Genomic DNA, 19,552 nt, shown 5'->3' with positions numbered 1-19,552 from the left:
TCGAAAGGAGCACCTGCGCATGACGATCGACGCCTGGGCGCAACATCCCACCGCCCGCATGCTCGCGCACGATATGTTCGACTCACTGCGTCGCTGGGCGGGTGATGCCATACCCACGGGTGAGATTCCGTTGTCGACCACCCTGGCGGTCATGGATGCCGCCGGTATAGACCGGGCGCTGATCTCGGCCTGGAGTGCGCCGGAGGGCGTGCTGATCAGCAATGAGGAGGTCGCCAAGTGGGTGGCTGAAGCACCTGATCGGTTCTCCGGGATCGCCTCGGTGGATTTGCGCAAGCCCATGCAGTCCGTGCGGGAGCTGCGCCGGTGTGTCACCGAGCAGGGCTTCATCGGGCTGCGGGTGCTGCCGTGGCTGTGGGAGGTGCCGCCCACGGATGCGCGGTTCTATCCGCTCTATGCCGCGTGCGTGGACCTGGGCATTCCGTTCTGCACGCAGGTCGGGCACACCGGCCCGCTGCGCTCGTCGGAACCGGGGCGGCCCATCCCGTATATCGATCGTGTCGCCCTGGATTTCCCGGAGCTGACCATCGTCTGCGGCCATATCGGCTACCCGTGGACCGAGGAGATGATCGCCGTCGCCCGCAAGCACGAGAACGTGGTCATCGACACCTCGGCGTATACGACGAAACGCCTTCCGCCCGAGCTTGTCTCGTACCTGAAGACCGGCAGCGGGCGCCGAAAGGTGTTGTTCGGCACCAACTATCCGATGATCTTCCCGCAGCACGCCCTCGCCGGCCTGGACGATCTCGGCCTCGATGACGAGACGCGCGCGCTGTATCTGGAAGGCAACGCGCGCCGCGTCTTCGGGCTGTAGGGCCTATTTCAGGCCGGAGCGGACGAAGGCATTGACGATGTGCCGCTGCAACAACAGGTAGAGCGCCAGCACCGGCAGGCACGCCAGACCCGCGACGGCCATCATCGGCCCCCACTGCGTGCCCTCGGTGCCCATGAAGCTGCGCAGGCCCAATTGCAGAACCCCATTGGACTTGCGCAGCACCACCGCCGGCCAGAAGTAGTCGTTCCAGGCATTGATGAACAGCAGAATGCCCAGGGCCGCCAGCGCGGAACGCAGATTCGGCACCACGACCGTCCAGAGGATGGACCAGGACGAGCGTCCGTCCATCTTCGCCGCGGCCACCAGCTCCTTCGGAAACGCCGCCATATGCTGTTTCATCATCAGCACCCCGAGCGCCGAGCAGAGCGTGGGCAGGACGATGCCGATCAGGGAGTCGATCAAGCCCAGCCGCGTGAGCAGAATGAAGTTCGGCAGCATGGTCACCTGGAACGGCACCAGCCAGATGCCGACGAACGCCAGATACAGCAGCTTCTGCAGCGGGAAGGTGTACATGGCGAAGGCGTATGCGGCCAGCAGTGCGACCAGCAGTTGCCCGGTGGCCGAGAGTATCGCCACGAAAAAGGTATTCGCGATCAGGCCGGTGATGTCGACCTCGTGTGCGGCGGTGGAGAAGCTGCTGAACGACAGCGGCCACGGCAGCGGTGACTGCGAGTTGACATCCTCGGGCCGGCGCAGAGCCGTGGCGAAGAGCCAGTAGATGGGGAACACGCACAGGAGTGCGATGACCGCCAGCAGCAGGTGACTGCTCGCGGTCCGCACGCGTGCACCGATCGAGGTGTCGATGATCGTGGAAGGCAATGTGTCAGTCATCGTTGAAGGCAACCTTTTCCGAGATCCAGACGAGTATCCCGGCAACCATGCCGAAGCCGAGGAAAAGCAGAACGCCTGCGGCGGCACTCAATCCGGCGTCGAAGCTGTGGAATGCATAGTCCCACAGCAGGTAGTAGATATTCGTGGTGGCCTGTGCGGGCCCGCCCTGGGTCATGGTGTCGATGAGCGGGAAAGTCAGTGTGGGACTGAGCAATACGGTGGTCAGCACCAGGAACATGAGGGTGGGCGAGAGCATCGGCAGGGTGATCCAGCGCAGGATCTGGCCCGGGCTGGCGCCGTCCACCTGGGCTGCCTCGTTGTAATCGCCGCTGATACCGGCCAACCCGGCCCACACCACCAGCACCGCGAAGCCCAGCAGCTGCCAGCCGGTGATCGCGATGATCACCCCGTGCGCCGTCGAGACGTCGTACACCCAGTTCCGCTTGCTGCCGAGCAGCTGATCGACAAAACCGCTGCCGGGATGCAGGAGCCAGCGCCACACCGCCGCCGCGGCGACCGGAGCGACGAGGAACGGCGCGAAAATGAAGGCGTGGTACAGCGTCTGGGCGCGGCCCCGCACCCGCTGGCTGGCCAGTGCGATCACCAGCGGCAGCGCCACCGTGAACGGCAGCAGGCCCGCGATCATCTCCCCGGTCCGCCGCAGCGACGCCCAGAAGGACGGAAGTTCCAGCAGCCGAGTGTAATTCGCGGTACCCACCGGCTTCATCGGTGAGGACGGGAGCAGATTCCATGAGTAGGTGGACAATTCGAACGCCTGCAGCAGAGGCCGGTACGTCCACACCACAACCAGGAACAGCGCCGGCGCCAGATAGAGATACGGCGAGACAATGCGCAGCACCCGGCGAGCCAGGATGCGGCGCGGCCGCGCCGCCGGTGCCGTAACGGTCACCAGCGGCGCGGCCTGCGGAGCGTCTACGACGAACACCGCATCACCCGGAGTGTGCGACCACGGTCGCCAGTCGTTCGAGCACGGCGGCCTCGTCATTGTTGTAGATCTCGGTCGCCGGGGTCGTCTCCACGGCGGTGGCGATCACCGCCGAGGGGAGGACATCGATTCGGCTGTAACCGGATCCGGTGATACTGCGCTGCCGCCCCACCGGCGACATGGCATCGAGGCGGTAGGCCAGGGCCGGACCGACCCACACCGGAATACCGGCCAGTGCGGAGGCGGCCGTCATGTGGTTGTGCCCGCACAGGATCATGCGCACATCGGTGCCCGCGACCACCGCCGCCAACTCTTCGGCGTGCTGCAGTTTCAGTACCTGGGCAGCCGCGATGGCGGAGGGCAGTGGCGGGTGGTGCAGTACCAGCAGCGTGCCCCGGGGTGCCGGGGTGCGCAGTTCGTCGGCGAGCCAGGCCAGCTGCTCGGGTTCCAGCCTGCCGTCGGCGAGTCCCGGAATGGTGCTGTCCAGCGCGATAATCCGCAGTCCGGACACCTCGGTGACTCGATCGTGCGGGACTCCCGGATCGACCGTGCCCGGCTCCCGGCCGAGCAGTTCGACGCCGAATGCGGTGCGCTCGTCATGATTTCCCATGACGTAGACCAGTTCGGCCCCGAGCTTCTCGGCCACCGGCTCGACAGCCTCGCGCAGGAGGCGGTAGCCCTCGACCGAGCCGTTGTCGGTGAGGTCACCGGTCAACAGCAGCGCGTCGATGTGCCGTCCACTCGAAAGCAGTTGTTGCAGTGCGCGATCGAGCGCGGCATAGGTGTCCACCGAATCGAGCACCTGCTCACCGCTGGCGCGAATATGGGTGTCGGTCAGCTGAATCAGCGTCAGTTCGTTCATGATGCCGGCAGCAGTTTGGCGCCCTCGTTACGAGCGGCGGCGAGTGTGGACTGCGGATCTTTGCCCTGGAACACGATCGACTCGACGGCGTCCATCATGCCGTCGCGGACCTGCAGATAGTTATTGCCCGGCATGGAAACCCACGGCTCCATAGTGGCCAGCTGCGCGACATTCGGTGTGACCAGCGGATTCTTCGCGGCCCAGTCGTGCAGCACGCCCGGCGCGGTCAGCATATCGCTGCGCAGCGGCAGGTAGCCGATATTGGTCGTGATCTTGGTGTAGGAATCCTCACTGGTGAGGAACTTGATCAGCTCCCAGGCCGCGCGCTGCTTGGCCGGGTCCTTGGACAGGATGTGCAGGCCCGCACCGGAATTGGTGGGGACGGTGGCTTTGGTTCCGAAACTGGGCATGGCCGCGGCGCGCAGGTCCCACTTGTCCTTGGCGCCCGCCGTGAAGGTGCCCTGAATGGAGCTGGTCTCCAGGATCATGCCGATATCGCCGCGAGCGAACGCCTCGTAGCCCTGCTTCTGCGCCAGCTTCGGCATTTCGCCGGCAGTCACCAGATCCTGGGCCATCTTGGTGACCTGCACGGACGGATCGTCCGCGAAGTCGAGGGTGTGCCGGTCCTCGGAAATGACCCGCCCACCATTGGAACGCACCATCGACTGAAAGCACCAGTCCTTGGCGGCCTTGGTCAGGCAGTCGATGTAGACGCCGTCCTTACCGGTCTTGGTATTGATCGCCTTGGACGCGTCCGCGACCTCCTGCCAGGTGGCGGGCGGCTTGTTCGGATCGAGCCCGGCCTGGCCGAAAAGGCTTGCGTTGTAATACAGCACCGGCGTGGAGAAGACGAACGGGACGCCGTAGGTCTGCCCGTCCCAATCGTCGAGGGTGCGGGCCTTCGGGGCGAACGGGAAGGTGGCACCGTCGAAATTCGCCTGCACCGCCTGCTTGCCGAACAGCGTGTCGAGCGATTTGGCCTGCAGCTGGTGGATGGTGAAATCCAGGTCGCTGAAGCCCAATTGGGCCACATCCGGCGGCGTACCGGCGACCATCTGGTTCTGAATGCTGGAGATGGTGTCGGTGGCCGGGTTCGGGCTGTTGCCCTGCGGCTTCTGCGCGGTGACCTTGATATTCGGGAACTTCTTGCCGAAATCGGAGATCAGCGAGTTGAAGGTGTCGGTCCACGCGCCGGCCAGGCCGTAGTTGTAGGACTCGAACACGATGGACACCTGCTGGTCCGGCTTCAGTTCGGGGACCTGGCCGGTGGCGGTGGTGTCGGTGGAGGTGGTGCCGCCGAGCCCGCAGCTGGTGAGCGCGAGCGCGGCGGCGAACACCAAGCCCGCAAGGGGCAGGGTGCGTTTCACGGTATTTCTCCTCATCACAGCGTCTGATTAAGTGATTGGCGTACGGAAGTCAGGCGACGGACACGGCCGTCGCTTCGGGGACGGGCATCTCGAGCTGTTGCGGCTGCTGCCACGACAAGCGGAGCCCGGAGTCGGCTTCGAAAAGGTGAATATCCCTGGGGTCCACGCTGAGACCGATGTCCTCGCCCGCGCGCACTCCGGCGGGCCGCGCGGCGCGCACACACAATTCGACCGAACCCGCAGTGACATGGACGAGCTCCTCGCTGCCGAGGTTCTCCACCATGGTCACCTGCCCGCGTACGGCAGTGGCGGCATCGTCGATGCGCAGGCGTTCGGGGCGGATTCCGGCGATGACGGAGGTATCGTTGTCATCCTCGGGAGCGGTGATGTCCAGCGCCGCTTCCACCCCGTCGGCCCGCACCCACAGTTCGCCCTCGCGCCGGATCACCTGCGCCGGAAAGAGATTCATCGGCGGCGAGCCGAGGAATCCGGCCACGAAGGTCGTCCGCGGTTGGTCGTAGAGCTCCTCGGGGGTACCGACCTGTTCGATCCGGCCCCCATTGAGCAGCGCGATGCGGGTGGCCATGGTCATGGCCTCCACCTGGTCGTGGGTCACGTACAGGAAGGTGGCGCCCAGGCGGCGGTGCAGGGCGATGAGCTCGGCCCGGGTCGCACTGCGCAGCTTCGCATCCAGGTTGGACAGCGGCTCGTCCATGAGGAAGGCGCCGGGATCGCGAACCATGGCGCGTGCCAGGGCAACTCGCTGCCGCTGGCCGCCGGAGAGGGCGGCGGGGCGGCGGTCGAGCAGCTCGGAGAGCTCCAGGGTGGCCGCGACCTCCGAGACCCGCGCGGCGATGGTCGCGCGGGGGCGGCGGCGGGCGCGCAGCGGGAACCCGATGTTCTTGGCCACCGTAAGATGCGGGTACAGCGCATAGCTCTGGAACACCATCGCCAGATCCCGCCGCTGCGGGGCCTCCTGCGTAATGTCATTGCCGTCCAGCAGGATTCGGCCGGACGACGGCTGCTCCAGCCCCGCGATCATGCGCAGCAGCGTGGACTTGCCGCAGCCGCTGGGGCCGAGCAGGACCAGGAATTCACCATCGGCGATGTCGAGGCTCACCTCGCGCACCGCGTAGTCGGCGCCGAATTGTTTCGACACCTTGTCGATCTGCAGGCGTGCCACGTTTCTCCTTCAGACCGGCTGTGCGCCGGTCGTGATCCATCCCGCCACGCCCGCCGCTACGGCCGGTGCGTCCTTCACCCAGAGGAAGTGATCGCGATGCTGGATCGGCGAGTGCTCATCGATATGCCACTGGGTCACCCGGGCGGCGGGCATGCGCGAAACCAGGAAGTCCACATTGGATTTCGGGCCGAGCACGTCCTGGTCCAGCGAGATGACCAGCACCGGCAGCTTCAGGGCGGCGAGCAGGGTGTTGTACTTGCGGCTGGTGCCGCGCGGGCGGTAGTAGCTGGTCAGCGAGTGGATCGACCAGTCGATCACGACGCCGCCGGGCATCGGGGCCGGAATCAGCACACCGCCGGGCCAGTGGCCCGAGATCCGTGACTTGAGGCCGATCCACTGGATCTGGCTCAGCGCCTCGAACCAGCGGCGCGGGCCGAACGCCCACCAGAACACCGTGCCGGTGCCGATGACGGTGATGCCGGCGATCCGGCCGGGTTCGGCGGCGGCGAACAGCAGGGCGAGTTGACCGCCCAGACTGTGGCCGAACAGGTGCACCGGAGCGTCCGGGAAGCGCTCCTCGACCGCCGAGACAATGGCGGGCAGATCGATCTCGATCATCTCGCGGTAGCCGAAGTCGGCGTGGTCGCCCAGCGCGGGCCGGGCCTCACCGTGTGCGCGCAGGTCAACCGTCGCCACCGAAAGTCCCTGGGCCTGCAGACCTTTGGCGAGTGCCAGGTAATTGCGTGCCTTCATCGCCATGGCGGGCAGGATCAGTACGACCGGCGCGTCGGCACGCTCGGCGGGCAGCCAGCGGACGGTGAACTCTATACCGTCGGCGGGGGAGACCCGGGTGGATTCGAGGGTGCTGAATTCCGACGGCGGTTTGGGGGTGGCGGTGGTCACGACGGTTCCGTTCCGGCGACGGTCACCATGCACACGTAGTCGAAGGTGAACTTGGCGACCGCCACCTCGTCGTCGTCGAGAAGTACTGCCTTGCCGGACAATTCGAAGCGCGAGGAGGTGGTCGCGGTGAGAATGTCGGCGAGTTCGCGCAGATCCACGGTGGCGACGGCACGAATACGGCCCTGCGCCGGTTTGCGGTACGAGGCGGTGCCGCCGCGCAGCACCAGCGCCTCCACGGTGTGCAGGCGAGCAGCGGCCGCGCCGACAAAGGCTGCCGCACCGGCGATATCGGCGGCGGTGAACAGCGCCCCGGCGTGCACGGTGCCCATGTGATTGCTGACGGTATCGCCCGGCGGAATCTCCACGACCGAGCGGTCAGGACTGATTTCGCTGATGACGGTGCCGACGTGGCGGCCGAAGGGGACCAGAGCCTGCGACACCGCCCGCAGGTATTCGTAATCGATGGCGGCAGGATCGAGGTCGGGGTAGGCGGCGCCGAATCCGGGGAGGGTTCTGGTAGTCATGATCGTTCCTTTCAGCGCGGTCCGCGCAGCACGCGCCGGGCGATAGACCAGCGCAGTACCTCGGACGGACCCTCGTAGATGCGGAATGCCCTGGCCTCGACCAGGAATCGGGCGACCAGGTGGTCTTCGGTGACGCCCAGCGCGCCGTGCAGCTGTACCGCGCGATCGAGCACCCGCCAGACCGCCTCGGAGACGAAGGTTTTCGCGATCGAGGTTTCGTGGCGGGCCTGCGGGGAGGTCGGTCCATGGATATCGATGGTCTCGGCGGTCGCGCGGACCAGGCTGCGGGCGGCGGCGATATCGATCTCGCTGTCGGCGATGAGGCCCTGTGCCAGACCGTGTTCGGCAATGGGAACACCGAACGAAGTACGGCTGGTGATGTGGTCGATGGTCAACTGCTGCGCCCGTACCGCGAGGCCCAGCCAGTTCATGCAGAAGGTCAGGCGCGAGGGGGCCAGCCGGACCTGAGCGAGTTCCAGGCCGCGGCCGACCTGGCCGAGCACCGCGGCGTCGGATACCTCGCAGTCGACGAAATTGACTTCACAGTGCCCGCCGGGGGCGCTGGTGTGATCCAGGGTCCGCATGCGGCGTCCCACGTGCAGACCCGGATTGTCCTGATCGACCAGGAACATGGTGGGGCCGTCGGTGGTCATGGCGACGCAGATGATGAAGGCCGCGCCGTTCGCGCCGGTGGTGAAGTGCTTGGCGCCATTGATGACCCAGCCGCTGTCGGTCTCCTGCGCGGTGGTCTGCAGCATGCGCGGATCCGAGCCGGCGCCGGGTGCGGGCTCGGTCAGGGCGATGGCCGAGCGGACGTCACCGGAGGCCAGCGGCGCCAGATAGCGTTCCTGCTGTTCGGGGTTGGCGACGTGCGCCAGCAGGTGGATATTGCCGTCGTCGGGGGCCCAGGCGTTCACGGCCAGGGGGCCGAGCAGGCTGGCGCCCGCGGCCTCCAGGACCTGTGCCTGGCCGCGGGTGTCCAGGCCGAGACCGCCGTAGCGCGGGTCCGACAGGGGACCGAAGACGCCCGCGGCCTTCGCCTTCTTCTGCAGGTCCAGTCGCATCGCGTCATCGGTGACACGACCGTCGACCACCACCTCCCGTTCGACCGGTATGACGTGATCAATAACGAACTGTCTGGTCTGCTCGACCAGCTCCGTCACAGCGCTCATGGGGTCAGTGTCGGTCCGCCGCAGCGTGTCAGGTCCGGGCGATAGGCAGAGCCGATCGTACGAATCGACTCCCGCTACCGGCGCGCGATCATGGGAACCCTCGGCCAGGGTGATCTCGACGCTGATTCCACCGAGGGGATGCGATGACCGACCTGACGGTTCGGGTGACCGATCGACGTGATGTGGCCGAGGGCGTGTTCGCTCTCGAGCTGGCGGACGTCGGCGGCGGGCCGCTGCCGCACTGGACGCCGGGCGCGCACATCGATGTGAGCGCCGGTGCGGCCGGTGTGCGGCAGTACTCGCTCTGCGGCGATCCCGCCGATGCGCAGCGCTGGCGCATCGCCATCCTGCACGAACCGGCCGGGCGCGGCGGTTCCGATCATCTGCACCGCACCGCTGAGCCCGGGACACAGCTCCGGGTTTCGCTGCCGCGCAACAACTTCGAACTGGTGCCCAGTGACGCGTACCTGTTCGTAGCGGGCGGGATCGGCATTACGCCGATCCTGCCCATGTTGGCGGCGGCGCAGCGGGCCGGAGCCGGCTGGTCGCTGTATTACGGGGCGCGAACGCGGGCACACCTGTCCTTCGCGAGCGAATTGCGGCACCATCGGGCGCATCTCAGGCCACAGGACGAGACCGGGCTGCTGCCGATCGCGGCGATCCTCGCCGAGCATGCGGGCAGCACGGTGTACTGCTGTGGACCCGAGCCGCTGCTGAACGTCGTCGAAACCGAAGGCGCGCTGGCCGGACTCGATGTGCACACCGAACGCTTCGTGCCGAAACAGGTTGATACGACGGGCGATCGAGCGTTCGAACTGCGGCTCGCTCGCAGTGGGCGCACGCTGCGGGTCGCGGCCGACCGGTCCATTGTGGAGGTGCTGGAGAGCGCGGGTATCGAGGTGATCACCTCGTGCCGGGAAGGCACCTGCGGCAGTTGTGAGACGCCGGTGCTGGAAGGCGAGATCGAACACCGCGACACGGTGCTGACGGCGTCCGAGCAGGCGGCCGGTGCGACCCTCATGCCCTGCGTCTCCCGGGCGCGCTCGGATCTGCTGGTCCTGGATCTGTGAGGGCGAAATGCCCTGTCCCCGATGGAATCACGCGCGACAGACAAGCACGTAAATCCACGTGCCTAGTTCCCGATTCGGGGAATGACAGAGAGAAGAAGAAACCAAGATGAGGAAGACTGCTGCGGCGTCCGCGCTGCTCGTCGCCGCGCTGGGCTTTGCCGCCGGGGCCACCGGAGCGGCCCAGGCTGATCAGAACCAGGCCGTGAACTTCACGGCCACCAATACCGAGAAGTCGACGATCATCAAGACCGATGCCGGCTCGCTGACCGCGGACAACGGCGTCTTCAAGATCACGGCTGCCAATGGCACCGTGCTCGGCGGCACCGAACTGTCCTTCCGGGTGGACGATTTCGTCTTCCCGATCGCCGCTGACATCAGCGACCACTCCGCCACCCTGACCCCGCAGCTCGACATCGACAAGGCCGTCTACAAGCCGGTCGCGCTGCCCTACGAGAACGTTGCCCCCTGGAAGACCGACTACGACCGCGAACAGGCCGCCTGGGGTCGCATGCGTGACACCATCTCGGTCGGCGCCGTCATCGGCACCCTTGTCGGCGGCGTCGGTGGCGCGGCCGTGGGTTGCGTCATCGGTGGCGCGGTTTCCGCCACTCTGACCGGCGCCCTGACCGCGATGTTCGGCGCCCTGCCGGCCGGTGTGGTCGGTTGCATCGCCGGTATGGCCGCCGTCGGCTTCCTCGGCACCCTGGCCGGCCAGCTGCTCGTGACCGCCCCGGTCGCCATCCTGGCCGCGGCCCAGTACTTCACCACCATCAACCAGCCCTCCCTGGCTGGCAAGTAGGCGGGAAGACCCGGCGAACCTCGCCCGGGGGACACTGACCCCGCCCGGACCCTACATTCCGGGCGGGGTCTTTCACGTCCGGAGCCGCTACCGACGTTTGTCCAGCGCTGCGTGGATCAGCTCCCTGGCTGCTGCGCCGGTTAGCGACTGGCTGGCAAGAATATCGAAAGCCCGGCCATAGATTGCGATCTCGCGAGGTTGGGTGATCGTCAGCTCTGCTGTGGCACCCTCTACCTTGACCATTCGGTTGTCGAATATGACGAAGTTCTCCACGGTGGCCAGAGCCTCTGTCATGACAGGAACGATGCCGAGCGTGACTCGGGGCATCCCGATGATTGTGAACAGCCGATCCAGTTGGGCCACCATGACATCGCGGTTGCCCACGGTGGTGTACAGCGACTGTTCGGCGATCAGGAAATGAAACAGGTGGTCGCTGCGGTAGATGATCCGTTGGCGATCCATACGTTTCGATACGCCCGCCGCCACATCGTCTGGGATGCGGTAGAACTCGACGCCGTAGCGGAGGATCGCCTCCGCGTAGTCGGCGGTTTGCAACAGCCCCGGTATGACCTGCGGCTGCCAGTTCCGAATCTGCTTCGCTTCCGCCTCGAGCTTCACCGACTGCTGTTGCCGATGCCGGGTTCCGGGGGCGAGTATCCGCCGCCATTCCAGGTAGGCCGCATCCAGATTGCGAAGAGTGGCAAGCAGATCGGGCAAATGGTCGTCGACACCGGTATGCGTGCAATAGGCCCTCAGATCCGCGTCTGACGGCGTGATCTTTCCGAATTCGATCTTCGAGACCTTGGATTCGTGCCACCCTTCGCGGCGGGCGAGCTCCCGGCCGGTGATCCCGGCGGCGCGTCGTATCTCACGCAACCGCTGCCCGAGAGCTTCCCGCTGCTGTTGGGCTGAACTGGTCACCGCGGATCGGTTGCGGCAGAGTCGAAGTACTCGTCGAACGGTGTCGCCATTGCCCAGAGGTGTTGCTTCACTTGCCAGCAATAGGCGGCGATGCTCGGGTCTGTGGTGACAGCGGCCCCGGCGGGTTTGCCCGCCTGATCAACAAGATTGAAGGCGACGGTTGAATCATCGAACAACCAGAAGTCGTCTGCCGGTACCTGCCCGGCACTGACCAGGTGCCGGGAAAGGTATCGAATAGCTTCTCCCACATCGATATTTTCCTGGGTCTCGGTGGACAACCAGCGTTGGTAGTCGCTGAGCGGAACCGTGACAACGCGAATTCGGCTGACGACAACTCCCCGTCCGGTGGCATCGCCCACCAGCGAACTCCACACCTTCCAGGACTTGTCTGGAGTGTCCGAACGTGGTTCGCCGTCGAGGAATCGGCGAAGTGGTTCCGATTCGCTCGGCACCGCGTAGGTGTCTCTGACCTCCAAATGGAACGCAGACTTTCGCGCTTCACGAAAGAGGCCCGGCCAGGGGTTAGTCTTCCTCAGTTCCACCGTAGAACGCCCTCCGATTCTTCGGCACTTCGATGGCGGTCTCGTAGCTCTCCATCGTGAGCTGATCCAGTGTGTCCGGCTCGGTGATCGGCCGGCCGGTGAGGGTGAAGGTTCCCCGACCGGTATCGGTCATAGCGGCCCCGATGAACGTATCGGGTTCAGCGAACCCGAGCAGCAGGTGCGGGATCTCGATGGTTTCCGGCGTGGGTGTCTTCCAACCCAACACGAGGTAAGTGTCCCGGTCGGTCGCGAACAGAGTTGGGCAGTCTCCGACTTTGGATCCGTTCTTGCCGAGAAAACGTAAGCGCATGGTCTTGCCTCCGTCCGGTGGTGTGCATCGGCTTGCACGCCCAGAACTATGGTCCCTCGCGCGTGGTGGATTGTGTAGTGGTTCGACCAGGCTCATGCAAGCTCGTGCAAGGTGATGGCACAGGCGTTTCTGGGCTTCTAGCGTCAGACGATGCGACTTCGACCGACTGCACTCGGGTACCTCCGAACGGATGTGTCTGGTGTAGAGCAACTTTGGGATGAAGCGCAGATCCGTCGGCTCGCCGGCCGGCTGGGCTACGACTTCTCGGGAATGATCGTCTACGACCCGAGAACCGAGCGGCCACCGCTTGCCCGTCTCAAGGCACAAGCGACACGTCTCGACGCTGAAGCTGTAATCACTCCTGGCCCAGCGCATTTCGAGTGTGGGAAGGTGCCCGAATCGCTGATCGAACATCTCGATGTAATCACCGTCAGCCCGGAAGCAACCTATGCCCGGTGGTCCACCGGTTCGTTGGCGCCGTCCCCGCCGTGGCCGATGGACCTTCCATGAATCTGTCGGAGGGTGGGAAAGCCGACAACCGCAAGCCGATCGTGTTGCGCTCCTTCGTAAGCACTATCCGCCCGCTCGTCATGGGAGCCGGATGTACCGGGCCCTTCCATCCGCACCACCCGCCGCACTCCGCGATGTCCTGGCTCTCGACCCTGCCGTCACCGAACCTTGCGGTGATGTGCCAGGCGCGGGACGGGTGGTTGCAGACCGGGCATTTCCCGAAGTAGTTCAGGATCTCCTGCACCTCTGACGCAACGACATTCAGCTCAACCATTGTGCGCACCTCCTGCTCCGAGAGTATTCGGGAGCTGCGTGGGCCCGGAATTCACCTCGACGATGTGGCTGGCGGCAATGCGTCGATTGGAAGTGATGCTCGATGAGGGGATCCGGATAGTCGACGAGGCCGCGGGCGTGCGGTTCGGCTGGGCCGGGGCGCGGTTGCGGTCCGGTGATGCGGATCAGGTGAGTGCGTTCAGCGCCTTCAGGCCGGCGGTGATATCGGAGGCGGTAGGGGCATTCTCTGGGTCGACCAGCCATTGGATCAGCAAGCCGCCGATCAGGGTTTGTAGGAGCGCGCCGACTTTGCTGTCCGGTTGCCCCGGCGCGAACTCCTGCCCGAGGCCGGTGCGCGCGTCGCCCTGGGCGGCGCCGAGTTCGGCCCGGAGTGCGGGGGAGTGCAGCGCTTGCCCGAGGGCCTCGGCATTGGCCGTCCAGAGGGCCGGATCGTTCGTGAACGAGGCGATCAACTGCTCGAGGAAGGACTGCAGGCGGGCGGCGGGGGCGCCTGCGCTGTTATCCGGAAGCGAGTCGAGGATGCGCTGGATCGCCGCGGTGCTGGATTCCAGCATTGCCTGGTTGAGCAGCTTGTCGCGGGTTCCGAAATGGTAGTTGATGGCCGCCAGGTTCGAGTTCGAGGCGGCGACGATATCGCGCACCGTGGTGCGTGCATAACCGCGTTCGGCCAGGCATTGTTTGGCCGCCGCGAGCAGATCTTCCCGAGTTCCCACGTTCGCACGATAGCAGTACGGCAAACGCATGTTTGTGACGTTCGTTTCAAACACATGTCTGTGACAAGCGTTTGAAACCTCTGTACGTTGGGCGCTATCCCGATCCAGCCCACGGAAGCGTGAGACGACGATGGCCGACCAGCGCCCGATATCCCCCTTCGAGACCAAGTTCTTCGACACCGACACCAAGTTCGGCAGTGTGCCCACCGGTGCGATGCCCCTGTTCATCGGTTCCACCGTGCACGGGACGCTCGATGCCGGACTCCTGCGACGCGTGCTCGGCGACCTGGCCGCCGCGCATCCCTCGCTGCGCAGCCGGGTGGCGACCGATGCCGAGGGCACGTCGTACCTTCGACCCGACGATGGATTCCGGCCGGCCCTCGACGAAATGGTTGGAGGTGAGGCCGAGTATCTGAAACTGGTGAACGGTCCACGAGAGTGGCGGGGCGGTCTTTTCCGGGCGTACCTGCTGCGCGATACCGATCGCGATCAGCTGGTCGTGGTCATTCATCACGGCATCTGCGACGGCAGATCGGCTTTCGCGCTGCTCGATGAGCTCTGGCGTAGGTACACCGCTGCGATTGCGGGAAGCCCACTGCGGCAAACGAATTCCGTACAGCAGCTGCCCGAAGCCATCGATACCCAACTGGCATCCGTCGTCACCGATGCCGAGGTCACCGCATGGCTCGACGAGATCCGGGCGGCGGTGGCGACCATGGGGCCGGAATCAGCACCGCGCAGGTTGCCCGAGGACGGCGTCGGCGACGATCCGCTCGGTAGGTTTGCGCTACAGCGCATCGAACTCGATGCCAAGGAAACGGCGGTATTTGTCAATGCTGCACGCAAATACGAACTTTCGGTCAACAGCCTGCTGACCGGTGCTGCCCTTATCGCCGTCCGCTCCCAGCTCGAACCCGGAAGCGGACCGCTGCCGCTGCTCTGCGGATACGCGGTCGATCTGCGCAGCCAGCTGAACCCGCAACTGCCCGTGGACCTGATGCTGAACTGCGCGTCCGGCGCAGGCACGCTCGCAGTCGTCGCTGTGGACGCCAACCCGGCCGATGTGGGTCGCCTCGTGGCGGCGGCTATGCGAGCCGTGCTGGACCAGGGTGAACCGGCCAAGGTCCTACTGGCCTCGAATCGTGTCTTGGACGATGTGATGGCCGCCGTCCTGTCCGGTCAACCCACCATCGCCATGTCGAATGTCGGTCGGCTGCCGGCACATTCGATGCCGGAGGGCATCCGCTTGATTCGTGACGATGTCTACGCGATGGGGCCGGGTATGCCGCCGAAGTTCACCGTTTTCACGGTCGGCGACCGCATGACGATCCAGGTGGAATACGACACAGCACACCACAGTCGCGCGCAAATGGGCAAAGTCGGGCTGGCACTGATCGAGCAGATCCGGCGTACGTGAAGCCTTCACCTACCGTGGGCACATGGTGCACCGTGGGGGAACCGGTCGACATGACCGATGCAACGCCGCGATCCCGCCCCTCCGGCATCACACGCCAAGCTACCGGAATTAGGGTCGGTCGTAGTGTGAGGCGACACTGTCTTGTCCGGTGTAGTTCGGTCCGGCATGTGCATCCGCGCCGAGATAGCGGAATTCCCAGTGCGGCAGCGCCCGTCCGGTGCGAGTGAGCCGACGGCGTCTGGCATCGTACCGGAATCCGTTGTTACGCACCGCGGTAGTGAATGGGCTGCCGATCGGCGAACCGTCGGACCATCGCACCGCGGAGGCATCGAAGTTGGCGGCGAACTGTCCGTCAGTGCTGAGCCAGGACGCCATCCGGGTCAGGGCGGCGAGCTTGTCGCCGACGTAATGCAGGGCATGGACGGCGGTGATGAGATCGACCTGAGTGTCCGGGGTCCAGGTCAGCACCGACCCGGTGACCAAATCGACTCCGGCGCTGGGAGATCCGGCGAAGTAGTCGACGAGATCCAGTCCGATTATCTCGATCTGTCCGGGCATGGACTGGGACGCCTCGAAAAGCGCCCGCCCGCTGCCGCATCCGACATCCAGCCACCGCTGCGGTATCGGCCGCGCCGCCAGCCATGCCACCGGATCGAAGCCGAGTTCACGACGGTAGGCGGGCAGTCGGCGCTCGCGATTCATCTCGGAGTTCGCTACCACCGCGCTCTGCTCCAAGCGGGTGTCATCCAGAAACTCGGTCACATCGATATCCTGCCGCACGGCCGTATTCAGCCGATGCGCTGCTGGTCCGCCTCGATGAGGGCGAGGGCACGAGCTTCGGTGCGCGGGTAGGGAATGTCGGTGTATTTCAGGGCGATTCGGTCGATGATGGCCCAGGCGGCGTCGCCCTCGAGCCACTCGACGACCCTGCCTCGAATGGTGATCGGCTGAAAGAAGCTGTCCGCCGCAGTGATCGAGAGGGCCAAGCGCGGATCTCGCCGCAGGTTGCGGGCCTTGCGGGAGTCCGGTCCGGTGAAAATGACGATGTGGTCGCCGTCGGTGCCGGCATAAACCGGAACCGCATGGGGAGAACCGTCGGGGAGAATGCTGGCGAGGTGGGCATGCGGTGCGCCGTCGAGCACGCGCCGGACGTCGGGGTCGATGATCATCGCCGCGATCCTTTCTAAGTTCCTTCAGGAGACTCTAAAACCGTAGCAGATGAAGTTCCTTGAGGGAACCCCAATTGCTAGACTGCTGGTATGCAACGCACGAACTTCGGTGAGATGGCCTGCTCGATCGCGCGCGCCCTCGATGTCATCGGCGAGCCGTGGTCGCCGTTGATCCTGCGTGACGTGTGGGTCGGGTTCTCTCGGTTCGAGCAGATCCAGGCCGACCTCGGCATCTCCCGCAAGGTGCTGACCGAGCGGCTGAACCACCTCGTCGACCACGGTGTGCTGGACCGAAAGGCCTACGACCAGCGGCCGCGTTACGAGTACGTCTTGACGGAGAAGGGCGTGGAGCTGATCGACCTGCTCATGGTCATGAAGGGCTGGGGTGACAAGTGGTGCGCCGGGGAGGCGGGCCCACCTGTGCTCTACCGCCACCACGCCTGCGGTGAGATCACTGATGTGGACCTGCGCTGCGCCCAGTGCGGTCAGCCTATGCACGCGAACGACATCGAGGTATTGCCAGGCCCGGGTGCGGCAGTTCGAGTCTCCGGTCAGTAGTGCGGGATGCCCGGAGCCGCAGTGGGTCTCACGGGCTCGAACGCGGCGCTCACGTACTGTGAATTGGTGGTGCACTGCGGGGGACCTGTCGATATGTCCGTCGCGACGCGGCGGTTTCGCCACGGCCGGGTCTCCACCGCGCTGGCTCTGCTGAGCGATCAGCGCCTGAACACGCTGCTGAATTCGGCTGTGCAACTGGGCACGGGCATCGGAGGGACGACTTGGCTGCTAGAGATCGACAGCCATCCCGTGTTCGTGAAACGAGTCGCGGTAGCGGATTTGGAGCTGAAGCCGGAGAATCTGCGCTCGACAGCCGACCTTTTCGGGTTACCGACCTGGACGCACTATGGTCTCGGCTCCGCCGCCGGCAGTGCCTGGCGTGAGCTGGCGTGTCACATTATGACCAGCGATTGGGTGCTCGCCGGGCAGTCCGAGAACTTCCTCCTGATGCATCACTGGCGCGTACTCGCCAGCGACACAACACAACCCATGACACCCGACCGTGCCGCCGAACTGGAGCAAGACGTAGCCTTCTGGCACGGCGACGCCGCAGTTCGCCACAGACTCGAGGCAGTGGCGGATTCCTCGACCGACCTCGTGCTGTTCCTCGAATATGTTCCGCAGACCCTGCACGAATGGCTGGAGGCGCAAGCCGATGTGGGCATCGATCAAGCCGACCGGGCCTGCGAGTTCGTCGAGCCCGCGCTGCGCACCGTGGCCGAATTCATTGCCGCACAAGGACTACGTCATTTCGACACCCACTTCCGCAATATCCTCACCGACGGTCGGTCTCTGTACCTGACCGACGTCGGCCTTGCCGCATCCTCACGATTCGAACTGTCCGATGCCGAGGCGCAGTTCCTTCATGACCACGCCTCACACGACGGCTGCTCCATGATCAGCAGTCGAGGAGCTGACCGCGATTGCCGCGCACTGCGGCCTCACGCTCCGCTCCGCGGCGCCGGTGTCAGACGGGCGGACCGCGCTGGAATTCCGGCCGGCGTGCGCGAGCCGATAATCCGAACCCGCAGGCAGCAGCAAATGTTCGCGTGCGAACCGCTGATGTGAAGCATCGCCGACCAGGAACTGTGGGCGGGTTGCTCTCGACGTTTGCCGCCGTCAGTTCCTGGTCGGCGGGGGAGTTGGCTGGATGCTGCGGGTGTTGATGATGCTGTGGTCGACATTTCGGGGGTGACACGCGTTGAGGTGGCGGGGGAAGTGCGGCGTGTCGTCGGGTGGCGGTAGGGCTGGGCGTCGGCGGCCGCCATGCGGCTCGCTGGAAGTTCCTGGTCAGCGCAGGCGGACCGGCAATTCGAGGAGTCCGCGGATGAGGGTGCTGGACTGCCAGTTGATGGTGGTGGCGGTGGGGGAGAGGTGAAGGTTCGGGAAGCGTTGCAGGAGGGTGGAGAAGGCGATGTGGGCTTCCATGCGGGCGAGTGGTGCGCCTAGGCAGAAGTGGATGCCGTGGCCGAAGGCCAGGTGGCCGGAGGTGTCGCGGGTGTGGTCGAGGTTATCGGGGGCGGGGTAGCGGGCGGGGTCGCGGTTGGCGGCTTCGAGGGCGATGTAGACGAGTTCGCCTGCGGGGATGTGGATGTCGGCGATGTGGACCGGGTCGGTGGTGTAGCGCACGGTGGAGAGATTGACGGGGCCGTCGTAGCGGAGGAATTCTTCGACTGCGTCGGGGATGGCGTCGGGGTCGGCGCGCAGGGCGTGTAGCCGGTCGGGGTGCCGGAGCAGCGCGTGTGTGCCGTTGGCGATGAGATTGACGGTGGTCTCGTAACCGGCCACCAGGAGCAGGAAGGACATTGCTACGAGTTCGGCTTCGGTGAGGGCGTCGCCGTCCTCGCCGACCTGGACCAGTCCGGAGAGTAGATCGTCTGCGGGGTCAGCCTGTTTCGTGCGCACCAGCCGGGTCAGGTACGCGATCATGGCGAGCGAGGCGCGGGTGCGTTCTTCTTCCAGGCCGACGACGCCGACCAGATCTCCGGTCCACTGCTGGAAGTCGTCGCGCTCGGCGGGCGGCACGCCCAGGAGTTCGCAGATCACCGTAATCGGCAGCGGCACAGCGAATTCCCGGAGCAGATCGACCTCGTCGTGGTCATCCATCCTGTCCAGCAGCGCGCCGGTGATCTGCTCGATGCGGGGACGCAGCTCGGCCACGCGGTGCGCCGTGAATGCCTTGCTGACCAGCTTGCGCAGGCGCGAGTGGTCGGGCGGATCGATATTGAGCATATGCGTCACGAGGGCGAGCTGCCGCGGATCCATGGGCGGCGTCTCACGTTTCGCGCTCACCAGCGCGTCGACGTGCGCGATGTTCTTGCGCAGCCGCGGATCCGCGAGCGCCGCGCGACCCTCGGCGTGGCCGAGGATCACCCACCGGATCACGCCGTCGGGGAAGCGAACCCGCCGCACCGGACCGTGCTCGCGCCAGCGGCGATAGTGCTGGTGCGGATCGGCGAAGAAGTCCTCGTCGATGGTCTCGATCCGGTCCGGTGTTTCGATATCGACCATGGCGCGACGTTATCGACCGGTCGGCGCGGTGGCGGCGGGGTACGCCGGTCTCGATCAGCCGATCGGATATTGAAATGGAATGGGTTGCCGGCAGACG

23 protein-coding genes are annotated in these 19,552 nt (G+C 65.5%); 8 read left to right on the top strand and 15 right to left on the bottom strand.

Annotated features, from left to right (window positions below):
• The first annotated feature begins 19 nt into the window (after window positions 1–19).
• Window positions 20–832 carry an amidohydrolase family protein gene (locus JWN03_RS45110; protein ID WP_297628975.1) on the top strand — a complete coding sequence of 271 codons (813 nt, stop codon included), beginning with the start codon at window positions 20–22 and terminating at the stop codon, window positions 830–832.
• Between the two features lie 3 nt (window positions 833–835).
• Here JWN03_RS45110 and JWN03_RS45105 read toward each other — a convergent pair whose 3' ends face one another.
• From JWN03_RS45105 to JWN03_RS45070, 8 genes are read right to left on the bottom strand one after another with little or no spacing between them, the layout of a single operon-like run.
• Complete coding sequence (locus JWN03_RS45105; protein ID WP_297628974.1) at window positions 836–1,684, bottom strand: carbohydrate ABC transporter permease; 849 nt, start codon at window positions 1,682–1,684, stop codon at window positions 836–838.
• Window positions 1,677–2,630, bottom strand: a complete 954-nt coding sequence (locus JWN03_RS45100; protein ID WP_297628973.1) for a carbohydrate ABC transporter permease — start codon at window positions 2,628–2,630, stop codon at window positions 1,677–1,679. Before JWN03_RS45100 ends, JWN03_RS45105 begins: the two co-directional genes overlap by 8 nt.
• Before the next feature lie 4 nt (window positions 2,631–2,634).
• The gene (locus JWN03_RS45095) at window positions 2,635–3,492 is read right to left on the bottom strand and encodes a metallophosphoesterase (protein ID WP_297628972.1); all 858 of its coding nucleotides are present in this window, start codon (window positions 3,490–3,492) and stop codon (window positions 2,635–2,637) included.
• Entirely contained in the window at window positions 3,489–4,859 is a 1,371-nt protein-coding gene (locus JWN03_RS45090; RefSeq protein ID WP_297628971.1) for an ABC transporter substrate-binding protein, read from the bottom strand. Before JWN03_RS45090 ends, JWN03_RS45095 begins: the two co-directional genes overlap by 4 nt.
• Window positions 4,860–4,908: 49 nt before the next feature.
• Complete coding sequence (locus tag JWN03_RS45085; RefSeq protein ID WP_297628970.1) at window positions 4,909–6,042, bottom strand: ABC transporter ATP-binding protein; 1,134 nt, start codon at window positions 6,040–6,042, stop codon at window positions 4,909–4,911.
• A gap of 9 nt (window positions 6,043–6,051) precedes the next feature.
• Window positions 6,052–6,945 carry an alpha/beta hydrolase family protein gene (locus tag JWN03_RS45080; RefSeq protein WP_297628969.1) on the bottom strand — a complete coding sequence of 298 codons (894 nt, stop codon included), beginning with the start codon at window positions 6,943–6,945 and terminating at the stop codon, window positions 6,052–6,054.
• Entirely contained in the window at window positions 6,942–7,469 is a 528-nt protein-coding gene (locus JWN03_RS45075; RefSeq protein WP_297628968.1) for a YiiD C-terminal domain-containing protein, read from the bottom strand. The genes JWN03_RS45080 and JWN03_RS45075 overlap by 4 nt, the downstream gene beginning before the upstream one ends.
• An 11-nt stretch (window positions 7,470–7,480) precedes the next feature.
• A complete protein-coding gene (locus JWN03_RS45070) occupies window positions 7,481–8,641 on the bottom strand; it encodes an acyl-CoA dehydrogenase family protein (RefSeq protein WP_297628967.1) in 1,161 nt (386 codons plus the stop codon).
• Window positions 8,642–8,784: 143 nt separating this feature from the next.
• On the opposite strand from JWN03_RS45070, the gene JWN03_RS45065 reads away from it, so the two are divergent.
• Together JWN03_RS45065 and JWN03_RS45060 are read left to right on the top strand one after the other, a co-directional pair.
• Window positions 8,785–9,711: a PDR/VanB family oxidoreductase gene (locus JWN03_RS45065; protein ID WP_297628966.1), complete on the top strand. Its 927-nt coding sequence runs from the start codon at window positions 8,785–8,787 to the stop codon at window positions 9,709–9,711.
• Between the two features lie 106 nt (window positions 9,712–9,817).
• Window positions 9,818–10,510, top strand: coding sequence for a hypothetical protein (locus JWN03_RS45060; RefSeq protein WP_297628965.1), 693 nt, complete (start codon window positions 9,818–9,820; stop codon window positions 10,508–10,510).
• A gap of 87 nt (window positions 10,511–10,597) precedes the next feature.
• Here the strand turns inward: JWN03_RS45060 and JWN03_RS45055 are convergent, their stop codons facing one another.
• Genes JWN03_RS45055 through JWN03_RS45045 form a run of 3 tightly spaced genes read right to left on the bottom strand, consistent with a single transcriptional unit; the run spans window position 10,598 to window position 12,199 of the window.
• Window positions 10,598–11,431, bottom strand: a complete 834-nt coding sequence (locus JWN03_RS45055; RefSeq protein WP_297628964.1) for a helix-turn-helix domain-containing protein — start codon at window positions 11,429–11,431, stop codon at window positions 10,598–10,600.
• Window positions 11,428–11,973, bottom strand: coding sequence for a DUF6879 family protein (locus tag JWN03_RS45050; RefSeq protein ID WP_366914571.1), 546 nt, complete (start codon window positions 11,971–11,973; stop codon window positions 11,428–11,430). Before JWN03_RS45050 ends, JWN03_RS45055 begins: the two co-directional genes overlap by 4 nt.
• Window positions 11,954–12,199, bottom strand: a complete 246-nt coding sequence (locus JWN03_RS45045; protein ID WP_297628962.1) for a hypothetical protein — start codon at window positions 12,197–12,199, stop codon at window positions 11,954–11,956. Before JWN03_RS45045 ends, JWN03_RS45050 begins: the two co-directional genes overlap by 20 nt.
• 234 nt (window positions 12,200–12,433) lie before the next feature.
• Between JWN03_RS45045 and JWN03_RS45040 the strand changes: the two genes are divergently transcribed.
• Together JWN03_RS45040 and JWN03_RS45035 are read left to right on the top strand one after the other, a co-directional pair.
• The gene (locus JWN03_RS45040; protein ID WP_297628961.1) at window positions 12,434–12,793 is read left to right on the top strand and encodes a hypothetical protein; all 360 of its coding nucleotides are present in this window, start codon (window positions 12,434–12,436) and stop codon (window positions 12,791–12,793) included.
• Complete coding sequence (locus JWN03_RS45035) at window positions 12,790–13,020, top strand: hypothetical protein (protein WP_297628960.1); 231 nt, start codon at window positions 12,790–12,792, stop codon at window positions 13,018–13,020. The genes JWN03_RS45040 and JWN03_RS45035 overlap by 4 nt, the downstream gene beginning before the upstream one ends.
• A 231-nt stretch (window positions 13,021–13,251) precedes the next feature.
• Here JWN03_RS45035 and JWN03_RS45030 read toward each other — a convergent pair whose 3' ends face one another.
• Window positions 13,252–13,800, bottom strand: coding sequence for a TetR/AcrR family transcriptional regulator (locus tag JWN03_RS45030; RefSeq protein ID WP_297628959.1), 549 nt, complete (start codon window positions 13,798–13,800; stop codon window positions 13,252–13,254).
• A gap of 130 nt (window positions 13,801–13,930) precedes the next feature.
• Here JWN03_RS45030 and JWN03_RS45025 point away from each other — a divergent pair, with 130 nt between their 5' ends.
• Window positions 13,931–15,217 (top strand): phthiocerol/phthiodiolone dimycocerosyl transferase family protein, encoded by a 1,287-nt coding sequence (locus tag JWN03_RS45025; protein WP_297628958.1) that lies wholly within the window; start codon window positions 13,931–13,933, stop codon window positions 15,215–15,217.
• A 108-nt stretch (window positions 15,218–15,325) separates the two neighbouring features.
• Here JWN03_RS45025 and JWN03_RS45020 read toward each other — a convergent pair whose 3' ends face one another.
• Window positions 15,326–15,979, bottom strand: coding sequence for a class I SAM-dependent methyltransferase (locus JWN03_RS45020; RefSeq protein ID WP_297628957.1), 654 nt, complete (start codon window positions 15,977–15,979; stop codon window positions 15,326–15,328).
• A 26-nt stretch (window positions 15,980–16,005) separates the two neighbouring features.
• Window positions 16,006–16,386, bottom strand: a complete 381-nt coding sequence (locus tag JWN03_RS45015) for a pyridoxamine 5'-phosphate oxidase family protein (protein ID WP_441343183.1) — start codon at window positions 16,384–16,386, stop codon at window positions 16,006–16,008.
• Window positions 16,387–16,476: 90 nt separating this feature from the next.
• Between JWN03_RS45015 and JWN03_RS45010 the strand changes: the two genes are divergently transcribed.
• Together JWN03_RS45010 and JWN03_RS45005 are read left to right on the top strand one after the other, a co-directional pair.
• A complete protein-coding gene (locus JWN03_RS45010; RefSeq protein ID WP_297628956.1) occupies window positions 16,477–16,944 on the top strand; it encodes a winged helix-turn-helix transcriptional regulator in 468 nt (155 codons plus the stop codon).
• Between the two features lie 93 nt (window positions 16,945–17,037).
• The gene (locus tag JWN03_RS45005) at window positions 17,038–18,012 is read left to right on the top strand and encodes a hypothetical protein (protein WP_297628955.1); all 975 of its coding nucleotides are present in this window, start codon (window positions 17,038–17,040) and stop codon (window positions 18,010–18,012) included.
• Between the two features lie 222 nt (window positions 18,013–18,234).
• Here JWN03_RS45005 and JWN03_RS45000 read toward each other — a convergent pair whose 3' ends face one another.
• The gene (locus JWN03_RS45000) at window positions 18,235–19,455 is read right to left on the bottom strand and encodes a cytochrome P450 family protein (RefSeq protein WP_297628954.1); all 1,221 of its coding nucleotides are present in this window, start codon (window positions 19,453–19,455) and stop codon (window positions 18,235–18,237) included.
• Window positions 19,456–19,552 lie beyond the last annotated feature (97 nt).

The organism is Nocardia sp. (assembly GCF_025465275.1).
Classification (GTDB): domain Bacteria; phylum Actinomycetota; class Actinomycetes; order Mycobacteriales; family Mycobacteriaceae; genus Nocardia.
The sequence above is the reverse complement of the archived record's forward strand: the minus strand, read 5'-3'. Positions and strand labels throughout refer to the sequence as shown.